This window comes from Paraprevotella clara YIT 11840, from assembly GCF_000233955.1.
Classification (GTDB): domain Bacteria; phylum Bacteroidota; class Bacteroidia; order Bacteroidales; family Bacteroidaceae; genus Paraprevotella; species Paraprevotella clara.
In genome coordinates, this window is the sequence record NZ_JH376605.1 from 139,986 (window position 1) to 160,372 (window position 20,387).

A 20,387-nucleotide genomic window follows, 5' to 3' on the forward strand; every position below is an offset into this window, starting at 1 on the left:
TAATATTCATGTTTAGGATTCCGGCCGGAGCACTTCCACCGGCTTGTCGTTCATGCAACGGCGCACCTGTCCGTAGACGATGAGCGACACCACCACACACATGCCGCACACGATGACCGCCATCAGTCCCACGCCCGGCGTTTCGCCGTAGTGGAAATATTCCATCCATTTGTGCATGAGCAATGCCGCCGGGAAGTAGGCCAACACGCCACCCACCACGACATAAAGCAAATAAGACCGGAGCTGAGACCGGAAAGCATCCCGGAAACCCGCGCCCATCACCCGGCGGATGGCCATACTCCGCCGCCGCAGGCGCAAGGAGTAGAGCAGCATGGAGAACACGCCGGAGAACGTAACCAACACGCTGAACACCGTCAAGGCCGAAAGCAGACCGGCGTAATAAGTCTCTTCCTTGTAGCTGTCTGCCATATATCGCTCCAACGGCATCAGGTGAATCTTATCCTCGGGCACGTCGAACCTCCGCAACACGCGGCGTATGGCAGCCTCTGCGTCCTCTCGCCGTCCCGGCGCGTGTTTGACATACACCGCATCGTGTTCCACGAAACGGCATTCGTGGCGGTCGGGAATACCGACCCACATCAATGGCCGTTCTTCTTCGTGGAAATCGCTCAGGCGCACATCCATGACACCTTTCACTTCCAACTTTCCGGCAATATGGTTAGTCCACTTAGTATACATCATTATATTATGCCCAGTATCATCGGAGCCGACATAAAGATTCACCTTCCGGAAGTCTCCCGCCCGGAACTTCCTGCAAGCCGCCTCGTTGAACATGACCGGCTCCACACCGTCCTGTTCCGGCTGTTCTTCCAACCGCTCACCTCTCGCAACGTGCAGGTGGAAAAAGTCGAAAGCCGCATAAGGAACCTCCATATAATCTATTTCGTTTTCGGGTGTCAACCTGTCGTCCTTCTTCCCGTTCCATTCTTCTTCGGTCAGCAGGTTGATGCGCCTCCGCGAAAAACGGTTGAAAATATCCGCAGGCAAGGCTATGGCATCCGTGATACCGGCAGCCGCCTCCTTCCGGAACTCCTGCGGCAAGTCGTAAAACATGGATTTGAAATCAAAAGACTCTTCTTCGCCGGGCCAGTATTTCCGCCCGGTGTGCAAACGCAATATGTCCTCCCGTTCAAAGCCGAGGTCTTGGTTCATCATTCCCGACAACTGGCGTTGCATGCCCAAAGAGATGAACAGCAAGAAAGCCGACGCGAAACATTGCACCACCAACAGCCAAGCGTGGGAACGGCCTGCGGAAACCTCTCCGCCCAACGTAAGCCGATAGGCCCGGCGCACCTTGTGTACGGGATAACCCGTCCCGGCCACCACCAACACGAACACAGTACACACGACTTGGGCGAAACAGACATACACATGCGAAAGATTGCCGGGCACTTGGCCCTCGTGCGCCAACCACTCCAAGGCCACGCAGCCCAACAAAATGCCCGACAAGGCAACGGGCATGATCTCCGTCAGCATCCAAACGGCATTCTGCCACGCCGATGCTCCCAAACTGCGGCGCAAGGCGTATTCGCGCACCCGTCCCAGAAAAACGGAAGTGTACACCGCCAAGAGGTTGACTACGGCACTCCACAGCAACAAGACGGAAATCAGCGTGAACGCCAAAGGGTAAAAATAAGCGTGCAGGAAAGATTCGCCGTAACCCGTCTTATGCGCCGTGCGCAAGGGAATAAGCCGGAACTTCCAGTGACTTTTATCCGACGGCAAGTAAATCCGGCTGAACGCTTTCTCCACAGCCGACGGGTCGTCCGTACGAATGCAGGCACTGTAAAGTTGGCTGCCATCCCATCCCCATTCCCATTCCTGCACATTTGGCGGCAACAACATCTCATAGCCCCAATACGAATCGCCTTCGTTGTCGGCCACCACCGCCCCCACGGTCAGCCAATCGGGCAACCTCCAAGCGGAAGCCTCAAAAGTCTGTCCCACGACATCCGTCTTACCGAAAATCTTCCGGGCCAGGCTCTCCGTCAACACCACATGCCCGGGAGTAGCCAATGCTTTTTCAGGGTCGCCGGACAACACCGTAAGCCCCAAGGCACGCACCATCCCGGGAAACGAAAGCAAACCACTGGCATAAAAATACGCTTCTTCCCGCCCATCGGGATAAATCTGAGCGTTCACCGTCATTCCGGCGAAACCGACTTCCGCCTTCCCTTCCAACAGGCTGTCCAACTGCATAGCCACCGGCAAAACCACGTAAGGCCATGTATAAGTATTAGAATACGACAAACTGGCCGTATCATCATGCTGCACCAAATACAAGTCCTTGTAATCCGGACGAAAGTAATCGTAGTTCGTTTCCGTCCACAGCCAGTTCAGGCTGAACGTCAGGCACACGATGCCCACGGCCAAACCCGTGGCAGAGATTCCGGCCTGCCAACCGTGACTGCGCAGATTGCGCAAGGCCTGCTTCAGGTTCTGAACCCACAAACTTATTGTTCCCATAGCTTCAAACTATTTCCTTGGTTTCATTCGTCCCATGCCAATTCCTCCACGTCGCCATAACGGCTGTAACCGGACGTAATGACACGGTCGCCGGGCCGGAGGCCTTCCAACACTTCATATTGCTTGGGGTTCTGCCGCCCCAAACGGATGAATGTGCGCACGGCACGGTTCTCGCCCGGCACCACCTTATAAATCCACTGTCCGCCCGTCACGGAATAGAAATCGCCACGAGGGATGGTCAGCACCCGTTCCGGGTTACCCAATTCTATCTGTACGCGCAGAGCCTGCCCGAGGCGCAAGGACGGAGGTACCTCGCCCGTAAAAGCCAAATCCACAGTAAACATACGGTCCTTGACTTCCGGTACGACACGCCGCACCGACATGGCATACGGCTTGCCTTTGTAAGTGCCTTTGGCAGGAAGTCCGCTTACGATACGGTCGATGTAATACTCCCCGGGAGTGACCCGCACCTTATAGCGATCAAGCACCTTGACTTCCCCGATTTCCCCTCCGGCCTGCACCTGTTGGCCGGGCACGACCGTGAGGTTGCTCAACTGCCCCGTGAGGGGGGCGCGCACCACGAGCCACTCTTGCTTGGCCTTCACCCGCTCGAATTTCCGGATTTCCTGTTCCCGGTCGTTGCGGATGAGCGAACGGCGCACGATGGTAGCCGCCGAGTCATGCTGCAAGCTCTCCTGTTCCAGTTCCGCCGCACGGGTCTTGTACTCGTACTCCTGCCGCGCCACCTCCAGTTCCGCCTTGCTCTTGATGCCCATGCGGAACTCCTCTTGGCTCAGGGCATAGCTGTCCGAAATGCGTTGCAGCTCATAACGGTTCTGCAACACCTGCTTGCGCAGGAGCAAAGTCTTCTGCTCCATCTCGATTTCCTGCTCACGGTAGGACATGAGTTGCTTGTGCAGGGCATTCTCCTGCACCTCCATCTCGTCCAACAGCTCGGGATTGGACAGCACCAGCAACGTGTCACCCTGCCGCACCCGTGCGCCCTCTTCGGCCACGATGCGCTCCACGTAGCCGCTTATCCGGCTGTTCACGCGCAAGGAGAGCATGGGCTGCACCACCCCCTCCTGCTCCACGTATTCCAGAAAGTCGGCCTGCACGGCTTCGGCCAGTCCCAACGTATCGGCCGACACGCGCTGTTTCTCGGGCGAGAACAACAAGGCCACCGTATAGGCTGCCAAGGAGAGGAACACGACGCCTCCCAACACATAATATTTGTGGCGCACGAACCACGGTTTTTTCTTGAGTTGTATGTCCATATATAATAAGGTATAAGCGTTACACGAATGGGGTCAGTCTTTCACCAGTTGCCCGTAATCCACCTGCAACGGACGGCCTTCGAAGAAATCGTAGAGCGTCAGGCTGCGCAGGGTGTAGTAGAGGCTCCAGTAAGTGTGCAGGGCGTTCAGGTAATTCCGGCGCGCGGCATCCTTCTCCTCGATAGAGGCGTTGAGGTCGAGCACACTGGATTTTCCCAACACGTACAGGCGGCGTGCCACTTCGCTGCGGCGCAAGGCCGTGCTGTCCGTCCGGGCCGCCACACGCACACGTAGCCCTTGCAGGTTGAACTGCCCTACCAACTTGCGGATATTCTGGTCGAAGTCCGTGCGGCTCTGCTCCACTTGCGTCTCCACCAAGTCCTGTTGCGAACGGGCCACGCGCACTTGTCCGCGCCCCTTTCCCCAGTCCAGGATGGGCAAGGTGATACCGATGCTCACCGCCTGTTGGTCGAGCGGATGGCGGTAGGTGGAAGAGAAATTCTCTGCCGTCTGCGTCAGACCGAAACGGAGATACAGGTCGGCTTTCAGGCCGGCGTTGGCCTTGGCCTGCGCCACGTTGCTTTCCGCCTCCAACTTGCGCCGCTTCATGTAGAGGATGTCGGGACTGTGGAGATGCGCCCACTGCAAGGCCGCCCCCTCCTCTACCATCACGTCGGGCACTTCCGTGACCATCCGTATCGCGGGCAAGGTGTCGCCTTCATGCAAACCCAGATAGGAACGCAAGTCCAAGGCGCATTCGTCCATCTCGATACGGGCATTCAGCCGGTTGGTCTCCTCGTTCAGGCGGTTGATTTCGAGTTGGAGCATCTCGTTCTCGGTGGTCGTACCAATCTGGTAACGCCCCTGTGCGAAACGGTAGAGCGTGTCGGCATGGGCGAAATTCTGGCACGCCGTGGCATAGTTGCTCTGTGCCATGGCCAACGCGAAGAACTTGTCCACGGCCCGTGCGGCTACCAACTCCATCGTCTCCAGATAAGACCGTTGCGCCTCCTCGTAGCGCACCGGTTCGATGCGCCGCCTCCACTTCAGGTTGTTGTACCCGAAAAGCGACTGGCTGTAGCCGATGTTGACCGGCACGCTCTTCCATGAAAAAGTGCGGTCACTCAGCAAATCCGTACGCAAGAGGGAGGATTCCAGGGACAACGTGCCGCCCGTCCAACTGACATTCTGCTGCACGCGCAGGGACAGGTCGGTGTTCAACAGGTTTTGCTCGACGAAACGCACCGACCCGTCTTCCATCGTGATTTGGTTGATGGAACGGTCGAGGTTCGGCCCGGAAGTCAATGTGAGCGAAGGCAAGTAATCAGCCCGGAACGAGCGATAGTCCCAATAGGCCGAGCGGAATGTATGGCGCGCAGCCAACGCGTCGGGCGAAGACTGACAGGCCTGGAGCACCACGTCGTCCAGTCCCCAGCCGCCCGTGGGCGGAAGAGGCTGTGCCGCCACCCCCATGCCCCAGCACGCCACGCATGCCACGCATCCTATCCGCATTCTGATGTCCATAAGTCTTTTTATCATTCGTTTACAACTAATCATATCCAATTTGCGTGCCAAAAACACAAACAACTGTATTCCAGACGCGTACCCCATCCACACCGGAAAACAAGTTGTGCGGATTTGCACTTTTTATGTGCGAAAATGCACATCCGCACACATTTTTGCGTAACTTTGCCTCGCATCAAATACCATATTCTATGCCTGCATTAGGAAAAATACTCATCATAGACGACAACGAAGACGTGCTCTTCGCCCTCCATCTCCTGCTTGAACCCTACGCGGAGAAAGTCAAGGTCATGCGTTCGCCCGACCGTATCGTACATTTCATTACCGACTTCCGGCCGGACATCGTACTGCTGGACATGAACTTCACCCGCGACACCGTGAGCGGACAGGAGGGCATGGACTGCCTGCAGGAAATCCTGAAACTGGACCGCCATGCCGTGGTGGTCATGATGACGGCCTACGCCGACACGGACAAAGCCGTGCAGGCCATCAAGGCCGGGGCTACGGACTTCGTGTCGAAACCTTGGGAAAACGACAAGCTGCTGGCCACGCTCCACGCCGCCATGAAGTTGCGCCGCTCACAGACGGAGGTGGGACGGCTCGAGGAGCGCGTGGAAGCCCTCAGTGCCGAACGGGAAACGCCTCAACCCCTGCTCATCGGCGAGTCGGAGGGCATGAGGAACATCGTCTCCACCATCGGACGTTTGCGCGAGGCCGACGTGAACGTGCTTCTGTTGGGTGAGAACGGCACGGGGAAGGACGTAGTGGCCCGCTATCTTCTCGCCCATTCGTCGCGCGCGGCAGAACCGTTCGTGACCATCGACGTGGGTGCCGTGCCGGAAACCTTGTTCGAGAGCGAACTGTTCGGATACGAGAAAGGGGCCTTCACCGATGCCCGCAAAGAAAAGAAAGGACGGCTGGAACTGGCCCATGGGGGTACGCTCTTCCTCGATGAAGTGGGCAACCTCTCCCCCGCCGCCCAAAGCAAGCTGCTCACGGCCTTGGAGAAAAGGCGCATCGTGAGGCTCGGCGGCACGCGCGAGATTCCGATAGACGTGCGCCTGATATGCGCCACCAACGCCGACTTGCACGCGCAGGTGACGGAGGGTACGTTCCGGCAAGACCTGTTCTACCGCATCAACACGGTGGAAATCCACATCCCGCCCCTGCGCGAACGCGGCGAGGACATCCAACTGCTGGCCGACCATTTCCTGCGGACGTACGCACGGAAATACAAGAAAGACATCCGGCAAATCGCACGCGACGCAAGGGGAAAGCTGCAACGGTATGCCTGGCCGGGAAACGTACGCGAACTGCAACATGCCATCGAACGCGCCGTCGTGCTCTGCAACGCCGACACCCTCCATGCCGACGACTTCCTGTTGCACGCCCCGGCATCGCCCGTGGCCGACGGCGAGACCCTCAACTTGGAAGCACTGGAACGCAACGCCGTGGAGAAAGCCGTCCGCCTGTGCGAAGGCAACATGAGCCGCGCCGCCCAGATGTTAGGCATCACGCGTTACTCGCTCTATCGCAAACTCGAAAAATTAGGCTTATGAAAATACCCCCTTCCTGGCAGACAGCCGCCTGCGGCGCAGGCCTGTTCCTGACGGCCTCCGCCGCCTGCTTCTGCGGCGCGAAGCAACTGTGGCTCACCGCTGCCGTGTGCGTCGCGGCTTTCGTCGGCCTGTATGCTTCCCTCCACCACCGGCAGACACGCCAAATCCGGCTGTTGCGCTCTTTCATACGGGGCATCCGCCACAGCGGGTTGAAAGAGATTCCCCGTTTCGTTCCGGAGGAATCCGCTCGTGCACTCGGCCTGGAACGGGAAATCGAACACACGCTCGCCGCATACCGGCAACAACTGTTCGACGAGGCCACCCGCCAGAAATATTACCAACTCCTGCTCGACCACGTGGACACCGGCATCGTCTCGTGCGACGGCGAAGGGCACGTGGAATGGATGAACCGGGCGGCCACGGCACAAGTAGGTACATGCCGGCGCGTGCCGGAGGAATGGTTGCGGCGGTCCGGACCGGAGGCGCGCGTAGTACCGGTGGAACGCCACGGGCAGACGAAAGACCTCCTGCTCTCGTCCACACGCTTCACTTTGGATAACCGCCCACGGATACTCTTCACGCTCAAAGACATACACCACGTGTTGGAAGAACAGCAACTGGAATCGTGGAAGACGCTCACCCGGGTACTGACCCACGAAATCATGAACTCCCTCACTCCTATCCTGTCGCTGAGCGAGACGCTCACCCGGCAGGCTCCCACGGCAGAACCTTCCGCCAAACAGTACGGCCAGATGCAGCAAGCCTTAGAGGCCATCTACCGCCGCAGCAAAGGTCTGCTCCACTTCACGGAGAACTACCGCAAACTGACCCGTGTACCCCCTCCGCAATACGCAGCCATCCGTGTGGACGAGCTTTTCGACGACCTGAAGAAGTTGTTCGAGGGCATGTATCTCACCTTCGACCAACCTTATCCCGGTTTCACGTTCCAAGCCGACCGCTCCCAAATCGAACAGGTCTTGATTAACCTGATTACCAACGCACGCGACGCATCCCCCAACCCCGAAAGCGAAATAAAAATACACTTGCGCCGGAACACGGCCGAAGACGAAGTGCAAATCAGCGTGCAGGACTACGGACAAGGCATCCCCGTGGAAGCACAGGAGCGCATCTTCGTCCCGTTCTACACCACCAAGCCAAACGGTTCGGGCATCGGACTGGCCTTGTGCAAGCAAATCGTCAACCAGCACCACGGCTACATCACCCTGCATTCCACTGTGGAGAAAGGCAGTCTGTTCACCCTCTGCCTGCCGCGCAACGGCCTGCGTACGCCCCAAACTTAAAACGCACAGGACGAAAGCTTGTATACAATTTTTTTACCGTCGTCACTTCATTCTATTATTCACTATAAATCAACGACATACGACATCAAAATCAATCTCCTGAGAACGGAAAATCGTTTGGCGCAGAATGAAAAATCATTCGGCTGAGATTGATTTTCCGTTCTGCGGCAAACGAAACGAAGCTTTCAGCAGGGGAAAAATGTAACGCTTTCGGAAGAAAGCGAAGTTCCTTCACATCCATTCAAAAGACAGGGCAAACCGCTCCTACCACGTTAAATATTATTAGAAAAGGATACAGGATAAAGAATAAATCCCTACCTTTGAATCAATAAGGTATAACCATCAGTTTGAACATGAAGAAATATATATTGCCGGCATTTTGTTCCCTTTTGCTTTCCTTGCCTTCGCAAGCGCAGAAGAACGGGCAGGCCATACCAGCCCCGACGGCTGAATATTATATGAATCATTACCAGTTTGACGAGGCGGAAGAACTCCTCAATCAGGACATTAAGAAGCTGAAACGCAAACGGCAACCGACCGACGTGGAAGAAGGAAAATTGCAGGAAATAGCCCGGTTCCGCTCCATGATGAGAGCTACGGAACGGGTGACGGTCATAGACAGTCTGGTCGTAGACAAGAATACGTTCCTGAACCACATCAAACTCAGTCCGGAAAGCGGGGAAATCAGTCCGTATAGCACATTTTTCCACCGTACGGATGAAAACGGTTGTACGGTCTATCTGTCCGAATTGGGCAATAAGATATATTTCGCTCAGCCGGATGAGAACAAATACCTGAGATTGTTTACCAGCGACCTTGTGGGAGGCCAATGGACAGCTCCTCATAAATTGGACGAGTTGGACGGGGATGATGCGCAGAACTATCCGTTCATGCTTTCCGACGGCATCACGCTTTACTATGCCGCCCAAGGAGAGGAAAGCATCGGAGGATATGACATATTCGTGACACGCTATGACATGGATGAAAAGAAATTCCTCTATCCGGAAAATCTCGGCATGCCTTTCAATTCCCCCGCCAACGACTACATGCTGGCCATTGACGAGTTCAACCAACTGGGATGGTTCGTGTCCGACCGGAACCAACCGGAGAACAAGGTGTGTATCTACATCTTCATCCCGAACGACATCCGCAAGGTGTATGATGCCAATATATACGAGGAGGATGAACTATGCCGTCTGGCCCTTATCCACAGTATCGCAGAGACATGGGGGGACAAGGAAGCCGTGGCGCAGGCACGACAAAGGCTACAAGCCGCACTGAGCGCGCCCAAGGTGGTCAAGAAGCAGAAGGACTTCGAGTTTGTCATTGACAACCGCAACACTTACACCTTGTTGAACGATTTCAAATCGCCGGAAGCACGTAACAAAATGGCCGCATGGCAAAAGAACCGTATCCAACTGGACAAAAGTCGACAGCAACTGCAAAACCTGCGCGACCGGTATGCCACCGGCAACGATGCGCAACGTCAAACGCTGAGCCAACAAATCCTTCAGCTTGAAGCACAATGTGAGAAGGCCGAAGCCACATTGCATGCGGAAGCCAAAACCATCCGCAATCTGGAGATACAATCCCGCAAGAAATAATCATGTTTATCTTTTAAATCATAACGCTTATGAACAAGTATTTTGCACCATCAGAACTTATCATCAACGAGGACGGAAGCATTTTCCATCTCCACGTAAAACCGGAACAACTGGCAGATAAAGTCATCCTCGTGGGCGACCCGGGGCGCGTCCCCACCGTGGCATCCCATTTCGACACTCAGGAGTGTGACATTTCCAGCCGCGAGTTCCGAACAATTACGGGGACATATAAGGGAAAACGGATTACAGTAGTGTCTACCGGTATCGGTTGCGACAACATCGATATTGTCATGAACGAACTGGATGCCTTGGCCAACATCGACTTCAACAGCCGCAGGGAGAAAGAAAAGCTCCGCAGCCTGGAACTGGTGCGCATCGGTACATGCGGCGGGCTTCAGCCTTATACGCCTGTCGGCACATTCATTTGTTCCGTAAAATCAGTCGGTTTCGACGGTTTGCTGAACTTCTATGAAGGGCGCAATGCTGTATGCGACCTACCGTTGGAACGCGCGTTGCTTAATCATTTGGGATGGAGCGGAAACCTGTGCGCCCCTGCCCCTTACGTCATCGATGCCCATCCGGAACTGATAGAACGCATAGCTGCCGACGATATGGTACGGGGTATCACCGTAGCCTGCGGTGGATTCTTCGGCCCGCAAGGCCGTCAGCTTCGCATTCCTTTGGCGGACCCCCGTCAGAATGAGAAGATTGAAAGCTTTTCTTACAACGGGCTTCAAATCACCAATTTCGAAATGGAGAGTTCCGCATTGGCCGGATTGGCTCGTCTGATGGGGCACAAGGCCACGACATGTTGCATGGTGATAGCCAACCGGGTAGCCGGAGAAGCTGACCCCAGTTACAAAAACAAAATCGATGATCTGATTCAGTTGGTTATCGACCGGATTTAAACTCTCATACAGGTATGAACATCGATTTCAAACCCTCTGCGGAATCAGACAAAAGCGAACGCTACCGTCTGTTTCTCCAACATTACGCCGCGCTTATCGAAGGAGAACGGGACGAAATAAGTGTAATGGCCAACACGGTGGCTGCACTGAAAGAAGCGTTCGGGTTCTTCTGGGTAGGATTTTATCTGGTGAAATCCGAACAGGAACTCACACTCGGGCCGTTCCAAGGAAGCATTGCCTGCTACCGTATCCGGAAAGGACGTGGTGTCTGCGGTACGGCATGGGAGAAGGCATGCCCTCTGATAGTGCCCGATGTGGATCTTTTTCCCGGACATATCGCATGCAGTAGCGAATCCCGTTCTGAAATCGTGATTCCAATCATATATAATAAGGTAATAAAAGGAGTATTGGACATAGACAGTGATAAAGCGGACAGTTTTGACGAAACCGACCGTAAGGGATTGGAAGAAATGGTCAACCTGATGGCTGCCACACTGTACCGATGACCTATTAAACATTCATATCCCTCTCCGTCCGTCTGCACTACAGACGCGACGGGGAGTTTCCGAAATAACAAACAGCTCTCATGAACACGCAAGATACAATCTGTGCCATTGCCACTGCACAAGGAGGTGCCATTGGCGTAATCCGCATCTCAGGAAAAGATGCCATCGCCATAACAGACCGTATTTTTACTCCCGTAGGTAAACATCCCCTCCCCCTTTCCGAACGCAAGGCTTACACCATGGCTTTCGGACACATCCGGCAAGACGATGGGGAGATCATTGATGAAGTACTGATCGGTTTGTTCAAGTCACCTCATTCTTACACGGGCGAAGACTGTGTGGAAATCTCATGCCATGGTTCGTCTTTCATCTTGCAACAGGTCATGCAACTGCTCATCCGGAAGGGATGCAGGGCGGCCGGCCCGGGTGAGTTCACCCAACGTGCCTTCTTGAATGGAAAGATGGATTTGAGTCAGGCGGAGGCCGTGGCAGACCTGATAGCCTCTTCGTCCGCTGCCACCCACCGGATGGCTATGAACCAGATGAGGGGCGGTTTCAGCCGCGAACTGTCCGCCTTGCGCGAACGCCTGCTTCACCTCACTTCTTTGATGGAACTGGAATTGGATTTCAGTGACCATGAGGAATTGGAGTTTGCCGACCGCAGCGAATTGGAGACCATTGCCGGGGATATAGAAAAGGTCATCAGTGGATTGGTCCACTCATTCAGTGTGGGAAACGTCCTTAAAAATGGAATACCCGTAGCTATCGTCGGTGAAACCAATGCAGGCAAGTCCACGCTCTTGAACACGCTGCTTAACGAAGAAAAGGCGATTGTAAGCGACATACACGGCACTACACGCGATGTGATTGAAGACACGGTAAACCTCAGCGGTATCACGTTCAGATTTATCGACACCGCTGGCATACGCGACACCCATGATACGATAGAAAACATGGGGATTGCACGCAGCTTCCACAAGATGGAACAAGCGGAAATTGTCCTATGGGTCGTAGACAATACTTGTGCGGAAGCCCAAATCCGACAGCTTTCGCCCCGTATCCTCCCTCTCTGCTCCAACAAACAGCTCATCATCTTGTTGAACAAATCAGACCAAGTATCGGCTGTTCCAACAAAGCTATCCGGCTTGCCAGAAAACACCGTCACGCTATCTATTTCTGCCAAAGAAAAAACAGGTATCCAAGAACTGCAAAATCTCCTTGTAAAGACTGCCTCCGTACCCGAACTAACTTCTTCCGACCTCATCGTCACGAATGTGAGACACTACGAGGCATTATCACTGGCTCTCGAAGATATCCACCGCGTACAAAACGGACTCCAAACTCATCTTTCCGGTGATTTCATCAGCCAGGATTTACGTGAATGCCTTTTCCATCTGGCCGAAATTGTGGGTGGTGAAATTACCGCAGATGAGGTATTGGGGAATATCTTTATGAAATTCTGCATCGGCAAATAAGTGGTGATTACCAACGATTAGCATATATCATCAACGATTATTAAAGCGTTCATTTTGAGCGCCTTTCTTTTTAGCCTTATAAGCGATGGTTATCGTTTATAGGGCTTTTTCAGCTCATTTTTGTACCGCATTTGTTGCTCGCTTGTTACTCTCCGATTTTAGGTCGGAAAGGTCGTGGACACACTGGTACGTCATGGTACGTGGTGGTGCGCGATGAAACAGATTTGGCGAAATAAACGGATAAATAATGAGTAGTAAAATCGACATTCAGAAAAGATGTAAGTGGTGCAATGCTGTTTTCACAGCACATAAGACTACCACAGAGTATTGTTCACACCGATGTGCCAATCTTGCCTATAAAGACAGGGTTAGGAAACAGCGCATTGAAAGTCTGCAACACGAATTAGGGAAAAGCATAAAGACACCTCCTAATTTGAACAAGGAGTATCTTACTCCGTCAGAAGTAGCCGTGTTATTAAATATCGGGCGTACTTCTATATATCGCTATATCCGTAATGGAACTATCAAAGTAATCCGATTTGAAAGGAAAACGCTTGTTCGCAGAGCTGATATAGAAAACATGACAGACTATCTTTCGCCCGAAAACGAGAAGACACCAACAAAAGAGAAAGCCCCTATCACCAACTTCTACACCACCGCAGAAGTCAAAGAAAAATACCATGTAAACGAGTCATGGATATTTGTGGTAGCCAAGAAGAACAACATTCCCCGGACTTTCAATCGTGGCAAGACCTACTGGAGCAAGAAACATATAGACGCTTACTTCGCCAAGAAAGCCCCGAATCCTGACATTACCGAATGGTATACTACGCAGGAAATGCAGGAGAAGTTCGGCATGACCTTATCCGCCATCTACTGTTTCGTTTCCAAGAATGCCATTCCGAAGAAGAAAGAGGGTATCATGGTGTACTATTCCAAGAAACATGTGGATATAGCAAAAGGTATAGCTGCACCCGAAGAGCCGCAATATTATACGGTAGCCGAAGCGATGGAGAAGTTCAACCTTACCCGTGACCAGCTCTATCACTATGCGAAGTACCATAATATTCCGAAGGTGAAGAAAGGCAAATACACACTTATCTCCAAGCCTGAATTGGATAAACTACTTGCAGCCCCAAAGATTGAATAAGTTATTTTTCGGTGAGTGTACCCACCATTGAATCACCTTATTCCTTTGCGCCAAACAAATGTAAAACTCTAAATATTAAACAGTATGTCACACACGTGTACAAAAGTAACAGTCCGTCAGAGAGCGATTCGGAATAATCGCATCTCCTTGTATCTGGATTATTATCCGGCAGTCCGTAACCCCGAAACGATGCAGATGAGCCGCAGGGAATACCTCGGCATCTACATCTATGCCCACCCGAAAAACGAAATGGAACGTGAGTTCAACAATGATATGTTGAACAAGGCAGAGGCTATCCGTTGTATCAGAGTGCAATCGCTCATCAATGAAGAGTTTGGCTTCTTGGATAAGACCAAACAGAAAGCCGACTTCCTTACCTACTTCAAGAAGATGTGCCGGAATAAAGACCAGAAATGGCAATTTGTCTATCAGCATTTCTACAACTTCGTTAAAGGGCAATGTACCTTTGGCGATGTAAATGTAGATCTATGCAAGAAGTTCCGTGAGTACCTGTTGAACGCCAAACAACTCAAACACAGCAACCGCTCCATATCCCTCAATTCGGCATCCGGCTACTACTCCACTTTCAGAGGATTATTGAAGATTGCCTATCGGGACAAATGGTTTCGTGAGAACATCAATGATTATCTTGATAAGATTGAGCCACAAGATGTAAAGAAAGAATATCTGACGTTGGACGAAGTAAAACAACTCGCTGCCACACCTTGCGACATTCCCGTTCTGAAAGCCGCTTCTTTATTCGCTTGTCTAACAGGCTTACGCATCAGCGACATTCTCAACCTACAATGGGAAGACTTCACTATTGCTCCCGACCAAGGCTATTGCCTGCGTATCAGAACACAGAAAACCCAAACGGAAGCGACACTCCCCATCAGTTATGAAGCCTACGAACTATGTGGTACACCCGGAACAGGCAAAGTATTCAAGGAGTTGAAACGGAGTATGATTAATTATCCGCTGAAAAGCTGGCTCAAAAAAGCAGGAATAACTAAGCCGATAACCTTTCACTGCTTAAGGCATTGCAAATTCTCTTTCTTGCTAAAATTCAATAACTTATAAAGTATTTCAGCTTAACAGGTAACGATTTAGAAACGAGCAAAGTTCCCATTTTTGTTACATCTTGCATATGTCAAAAGAACGCTTTATCTGAGTACAAAAGTACAAATTTATTCGATACAATTCTACTATATGCCTATATTTGTGTTTGCGCTCTGAAATCATTGTGTTACAGAGACCATATGCTGTATTTCCGTATGGCAGGCGTTTGTATTTAACGTCCGCCATGCGGAAATAGTCGGAGTTTATTCTTAGACCAATGATATCAAGTCTTCCTGCGGATGCAGCAAGGCTTTCTTTAGTTCGCCAACTTCTATTTGTGGTGACTTTTCCATTACTTTATGTCGTTTATGCGTTTTACCAAAGTTATTGGTTTATGTCCTTAGAACGAATAAAACGTTCGTCTTGTTGCACAAGTTCGAAATAAGGGATATCACGAATTCCATTTACGCGCTGACCGATTTTGCAGATACTCTCGAAGATTTTGGCCTTATTGATGAAGTCCATATATCTGTCGGAATTTGAATCGCTGGCACCGAAGATGCTTGAAATTTCAGCCTTGCTTATTGAATTTACATGGTGGATAACCCAGCTCAGGATAAACTGCGAATAGTCCTCGCGACTAGTTCTGAAGTCACTGATGTTCTGCGTAGAAAGTATCATTCCAACGCCGAACATACGACCTTCACTGATTATGCTACGGAACGAATTGAAATCCTTCTTTAAAAATTGATGGGCTTCGTCCACCAATATCATGGCGCGGAGCTCGCGGAATCCATCTGTTTGCTGGCTACCTCCCAACTGTCGCATCTCAGCATAGAACAGGTCAAGTATCAGTGATACGATGACCTTCTTTGTATCGTCAGGATAGAGAGTGAGGTCTATGACTCTGACGCCGTTGAGCCATTCAAACATCGACACGCATTGTGTCTGGTTAGGCGTAAAAATAGTGTAGTCGCTCAATTTGTCGAAGAGAGCATAGGCCTTGTCGTTAGCATCGTATTTCTCAAAGTACTTCTCAATGACCTCGGTCATTGTTGGCACGGTCTTTTCCCATGTTGAAGAATCGCGGGTTATACCTGCGTCGGCGTATGTCTCGATAATCACCTGTTTGATATTACTCTGCTGTTTCAGTCCTAATCCATAAGCTTTCGCGAACGAGTCGGCAATTCGATCTGCGGTGATGGCTGGCAAGTTCATTCCTTCAACCTCATCATTTATCACCAATTTGAGGGGATTGAAAGGATAATTGAATTTATAGCTTACTCCGCCTACAGTTTCAAGGAAGTCCTTGTCTTTGTAATCGCCTTTGTAGTCAAAGACGAGAAGACCAACAGGGTGGCCTCCCACATTGTGCACGTCCTCCTTGGTAAACTGCGCTATCACGGAACGTGCAAACTGAGTTTTGCCAGTTCCCATCGTACCGATGATTCCCATATTGGGATGCGTAACCATTTTAGTGTTATTAGGTTCGAATACGATTTCTTGCCCACCTCCCTTAGCTTTGCCCACAACGATACGAATAGGCTGAGCCACATTCACATGTTCAACAGCTACGGTATTTTCTCCCTGCACTTGAGTTGATATTGTTGCGGGTATTTTTTCCACGTTTGATGCTTCTTGGTTGTCTTCAGAATCCTCGTCGATGTTTTCAAATAAAGATTTCTCTGTCTCTTGCTTCTCTGGAATCGCAATATAGTCAGAAGCGGACACTACATCCATGGCAGCTTCTTCTATCATAATGGCATCATCTGTCAGGAATGAGAGAGATGTCTTGGTAGGGTCTGCTACAAAACCAAAGCACTCACTTTCAGAGAAATAAATTTCACATACAGGCACGCTCTCTATAAGCTTCGTTCTCATACAATGAGCCGCCGAACTGTGATACGAAACAACGGCCGCCACTCCCATCTCCTTTACGGGTAGTATTTCCTGCACTCGCCATTTCAAGTTGAGCAGGGCATATCGGCACGCTTCAATCTTCTCGTAAGATTTGGCAGAAATCAATTTATTGGCAAACAGTTTCTCTGCATTTGTCAGAAACTGTGAAGCAAAGAATGTTCGGTAAATCTTTGTTTCAAAGTCGTTTCTCATGAAAAGATGTTCCTTGAACTGTAGCCAAGTATGGCAGACCTGCTTAGTTCCCTTGCCAGTCATGGAAGACGATTCTGACACTTTCACCTCCACGGGGTAGAAATACAGAATCGGAGCGTCTTGGGTGGTTGCATCGAGGCCAATCATGAGGAGATCGTCGGACATCACCCCTTTTGCTCCAAGCGTTTTCTTGGAAAAAATTCCCTCCATCTTTAGTCCAATCTCGCCAGTAACGCGTAGTATCTCGTCAAGAGATACAGGTATCCAAATTATATCCACATTTCGTTGCAGAAATCGCTGCATCACGATGCTCGTTGCCACAAGACTCATCTTTTCCCTTACCTTTACCTCTGTCTGGTTCACAAGACGAAGCATCCAACTGCCATTGAGACAATTGAAATAGTTTTTCATCGTCTCATTGAAGTGCGAGAAAGTTTCTTGCGAAAGGGCATAGTTCTCATACGATTTCTTTAAGATATTCTCATACAGCCCGATGTGCTTCGTTACTGTAATACTATCATACTTGGCATTGATACTATACTGATCAGTATAATGAACCACATAGAGGTCTTGCTGATAGAAGAAATTTATATCCACCTCTGGGTTAAGGAAAGTGACCCAGTTGGCGTTTTCATAGATAGATTCCAGTAGATGTGACTGCTTGAAGGCAAACCTTTTCGTAACGGCCAATGACGTGTTATAGGCATTGAGACCATCATTGCGTTCGTTTCCATACAAGTTGTTGTATGCCTCGGCCATCGGGTATACATACCCGTCGGCTGTTTTAACGTCCTTTGTGCCAAAGCCGATGAAGTAATTGCCGTCCTTCTTCAGCGTTGAAGGGATAGAAATCAAACCATTGAAGGCCAACTCTGTGCGAGTTTCCTTTGTCGGGAAATTGACGTATTCGGAACCTGTAGCCATCTGATAGAACGCGATGTGACAGTAACCTATCTCATTACCGCAAGCATTAAGGTCGTGCTTGTAGAAGGACACTCGCGTAAACAGTTGGTGTATCAAATCCAGACTTGTGTAAACGCCTTTTGATTCCAAACAAGCCCCCCTCTCCCGTGAAGGATAGGTTGTCCGCAATTCTCTGTCAATCGTATCATTAGAGTCAAGACGGTTCAGTTTTTCGAAGAAGGTTTCCGCATTAAGATCTTCTACATATTCGTGAAGTTCTATGCGCTGCACGCCCACCTCATATTGTGACTTGATAAACTCAACAATGCCCTTAATCAGGTTGGCATCGTCGGCAAGGCCAATGCACGAAATCACTATAGGACTCTCCTTATCCTGAAATAGACAAGAAAAGTTCTTGACAAAATCCACCATCTTGCTGCTCACCATCTTTGTGGTGATGTCGTTGGCCCGTTCTTGTGGTTTACTCTCGGCATTCTCAAAGACGAGCCAATTTCGTATCTCCTGCAACTGGCTGTTGCCGTAAGGGCGCATGGGTCTGCCCCCATATGTGAGATAGGGGATGAGGTAGAATGGAGTAAGTAGTTTCTTGGCAAACGAAGCGTCCCCACCTTCCGACTGTTCTTGATACTCCAATGCGTAAGCCACCATCATCGGGTGGAAAGGAGACATATAGAATTTATCTCCATCATACAGCGTACCGAGACGAGTGAGATTATGGCTTTCGCGGCTCATGCTCTCACCCACTGGGATTTTTCTGATAGCCTCAACAATCACCGAGCAATAATTTCGGTACAATGACTTTAGTTCTTCGTCTATGGGGCAGAGTGAAGGAACGCTGTCTTTCTGCACAAAGTATTTGAAAATAGCCTTTAGTGCATCGCTAACTTCCGGTGAAATAGTCAACTGCAGCGGATTACAATCAAACTTCTGCGTCAGTTCGTTGAACTGCAGTTCGATTGCCACGCATTCGTTCTCCAAGAAAACCTGCTCCCATTCCAGAAATCCACGCCAGAATCCGTGAACTCCGCGCTCAATGTTGCCGTCGGTCACTTTCTTAAACGGCACACCATCACGCTCAATACCTCGAATCACCGTTTTGGGTGGATAAGCATCAGGACCAAGCGGTGGCACAGGTTTGGCCGCATTGAGTTTCAGTGTGACCTTTTGTTTTCGTCCACTGATATACACTATAAATGCCAACGTATCCTCATCGTCTTCAATCTCGGCTGGAATCATCAAACTCTCCTCCTCCGACCACACCCACTCTGGAGGTGTTGGAAGTTCAACCTTCAATGATCCTTTGCCAAACATCAACTCAGTAGCCTCATCGGGTACTTTTACCAGAATCTCTCCTTTCTTGTTCAAACTAAAGCATTGCTTTATATCACAGAAGAAACTGCTGTCGCATGGTAACCGTAATATGTAGAAATCGTGGTGGTTGTCGTTAAGCCCCACTTTAAATGAGACCGTCGTGTCACCGACAGGAACCTTTATCTTATTCCCCGAAACCTTGTAAGGTTTGGGGACTGGGCCTATCACCTTGTTAAACGAAATGACTACCTCTTGCTCGAGCGCATCTGTTCGGTCGCACACCACAATATAGTTTTTAGTCGATTTAGCTGGCTTTCCTGTGTAGTTCCACACTAGAGACAGTCTTTCGCTAGCATTTGAAAGCACTATATCCTGCAACTGCAAACTATCCGTTGCTGCCCGTCGATCTTCGCTATCAAGGAACTCTTGCAAGTCAATGTTGCCCCAGGTTTCACTCTGCCTTGCAACTTTTTTGGCAAGCTTCTCGTCAAGGAATTTCTCAAGTTCCTTTACCTTATCGTCATCATCATTGTTCATAATGGCATGTACGCGACTATACAAAGCCTTGTTGTGCTCTGCCCGTTGTGCAATAACCTCATCTCTAGGACTGAATGTTGGATTGTAGATGGTCTTGTCCTCAAACATCTCCAAATTCCCAAACATCCCTTTTACAGACTCAGCACCCAGTACCGTCATCATAGACTCAAAGTCAAACAGGTTAGCCGTTCCGTCCGAAATAAGTTCAGACACACTCTCCAAGTGCTTGTACAAATAAATCTGCTCAAACTTCTTGGAAATTTTCTCATCTACATCTGCTTTTATGCGTTCAACGATTTGACTTGGGCAAAGAGGGCCTCCTTGTCCTTCAATATTCATACTTGCAGTTACAAGCGACGATAGTACACTCTTTGACAAGATGTAAAGAACTCCATAATTCTCATACGGACCAGGTTGCCCCACGGAATTGCGCAAAGTGGTCAAGTAGTCTTCCTTTGCTGTACTTTCATCACCAAGAATTAACTTCGGAGAATTATCATCAATTGTAAGGGCATACGTATTGTAGCTTTCCTCTTCTATCTCTGCCCCTTCAAAGATGCCCTTAACAATAATTGGTGTAGATTTTGTTTTCAGGGCATCAAGTAAGCCTTTACGATGATTGTCGTTTTCAATTATCATAAAATAACGACTTC

12 protein-coding genes are annotated in these 20,387 nt (G+C 50.5%); 8 read left to right on the top strand and 4 right to left on the bottom strand.

Going from position 1 to position 20,387, the window contains the following annotated elements; genetic code table 11:
* Positions 1 to 12: 12 nt before the first annotated feature.
* From HMPREF9441_RS10760 to HMPREF9441_RS10770, 3 genes are read right to left on the bottom strand one after another with little or no spacing between them, the layout of a single operon-like run.
* Positions 13 to 2,487, bottom strand: a complete 2,475-nt coding sequence (locus HMPREF9441_RS10760) for an ABC transporter permease (RefSeq protein WP_008621023.1) — start codon at positions 2,485 to 2,487, stop codon at positions 13 to 15.
* A 23-nt stretch (positions 2,488 to 2,510) separates the two neighbouring features.
* Complete coding sequence (locus HMPREF9441_RS10765) at positions 2,511 to 3,764, bottom strand: efflux RND transporter periplasmic adaptor subunit (RefSeq protein ID WP_008621028.1); 1,254 nt, start codon at positions 3,762 to 3,764, stop codon at positions 2,511 to 2,513.
* A 33-nt stretch (positions 3,765 to 3,797) separates the two neighbouring features.
* The gene (locus HMPREF9441_RS10770) at positions 3,798 to 5,237 is read right to left on the bottom strand and encodes a TolC family protein (protein WP_407946627.1); all 1,440 of its coding nucleotides are present in this window, start codon (positions 5,235 to 5,237) and stop codon (positions 3,798 to 3,800) included.
* 242 nt (positions 5,238 to 5,479) lie between these two features.
* Here HMPREF9441_RS10770 and HMPREF9441_RS10775 point away from each other — a divergent pair, with 242 nt between their 5' ends.
* The 8 genes from HMPREF9441_RS10775 (at position 5,480) to HMPREF9441_RS10810 (ending at position 14,871) form a co-directional block, all read left to right on the top strand.
* Positions 5,480 to 6,847, top strand: a complete 1,368-nt coding sequence (locus HMPREF9441_RS10775; protein WP_008621038.1) for a sigma-54-dependent transcriptional regulator — start codon at positions 5,480 to 5,482, stop codon at positions 6,845 to 6,847.
* Positions 6,844 to 8,148, top strand: a complete 1,305-nt coding sequence (locus tag HMPREF9441_RS10780) for a sensor histidine kinase (protein WP_008621040.1) — start codon at positions 6,844 to 6,846, stop codon at positions 8,146 to 8,148. The genes HMPREF9441_RS10775 and HMPREF9441_RS10780 overlap by 4 nt, the downstream gene beginning before the upstream one ends.
* Positions 8,149 to 8,501: 353 nt before the next feature.
* The gene (locus HMPREF9441_RS10785; protein WP_008621048.1) at positions 8,502 to 9,752 is read left to right on the top strand and encodes a hypothetical protein; all 1,251 of its coding nucleotides are present in this window, start codon (positions 8,502 to 8,504) and stop codon (positions 9,750 to 9,752) included.
* 29 nt (positions 9,753 to 9,781) lie between these two features.
* Complete coding sequence (locus HMPREF9441_RS10790; protein WP_008621049.1) at positions 9,782 to 10,660, top strand: nucleoside phosphorylase; 879 nt, start codon at positions 9,782 to 9,784, stop codon at positions 10,658 to 10,660.
* A gap of 14 nt (positions 10,661 to 10,674) precedes the next feature.
* Positions 10,675 to 11,166: a GAF domain-containing protein gene (locus HMPREF9441_RS10795; protein WP_008621050.1), complete on the top strand. Its 492-nt coding sequence runs from the start codon at positions 10,675 to 10,677 to the stop codon at positions 11,164 to 11,166.
* Between the two features lie 80 nt (positions 11,167 to 11,246).
* Positions 11,247 to 12,641: a tRNA uridine-5-carboxymethylaminomethyl(34) synthesis GTPase MnmE gene (mnmE, locus tag HMPREF9441_RS10800; RefSeq protein WP_008621051.1), complete on the top strand. Its 1,395-nt coding sequence runs from the start codon at positions 11,247 to 11,249 to the stop codon at positions 12,639 to 12,641.
* 247 nt (positions 12,642 to 12,888) lie between these two features.
* Positions 12,889 to 13,791, top strand: coding sequence for a helix-turn-helix domain-containing protein (locus HMPREF9441_RS10805; protein ID WP_008621052.1), 903 nt, complete (start codon positions 12,889 to 12,891; stop codon positions 13,789 to 13,791).
* Between the two features lie 84 nt (positions 13,792 to 13,875).
* On the top strand, positions 13,876 to 14,871 hold the full coding sequence (locus tag HMPREF9441_RS10810) for a site-specific integrase (protein WP_087943203.1): 996 nt from the start codon (positions 13,876 to 13,878) through the stop codon (positions 14,869 to 14,871).
* 363 nt (positions 14,872 to 15,234) lie between these two features.
* Here the strand turns inward: HMPREF9441_RS10810 and HMPREF9441_RS10815 are convergent, their stop codons facing one another.
* Positions 15,235 to 20,373, bottom strand: coding sequence for a helicase HerA domain-containing protein (locus HMPREF9441_RS10815; RefSeq protein ID WP_008621055.1), 5,139 nt, complete (start codon positions 20,371 to 20,373; stop codon positions 15,235 to 15,237).
* Positions 20,374 to 20,387: the final 14 nt, after the last annotated feature.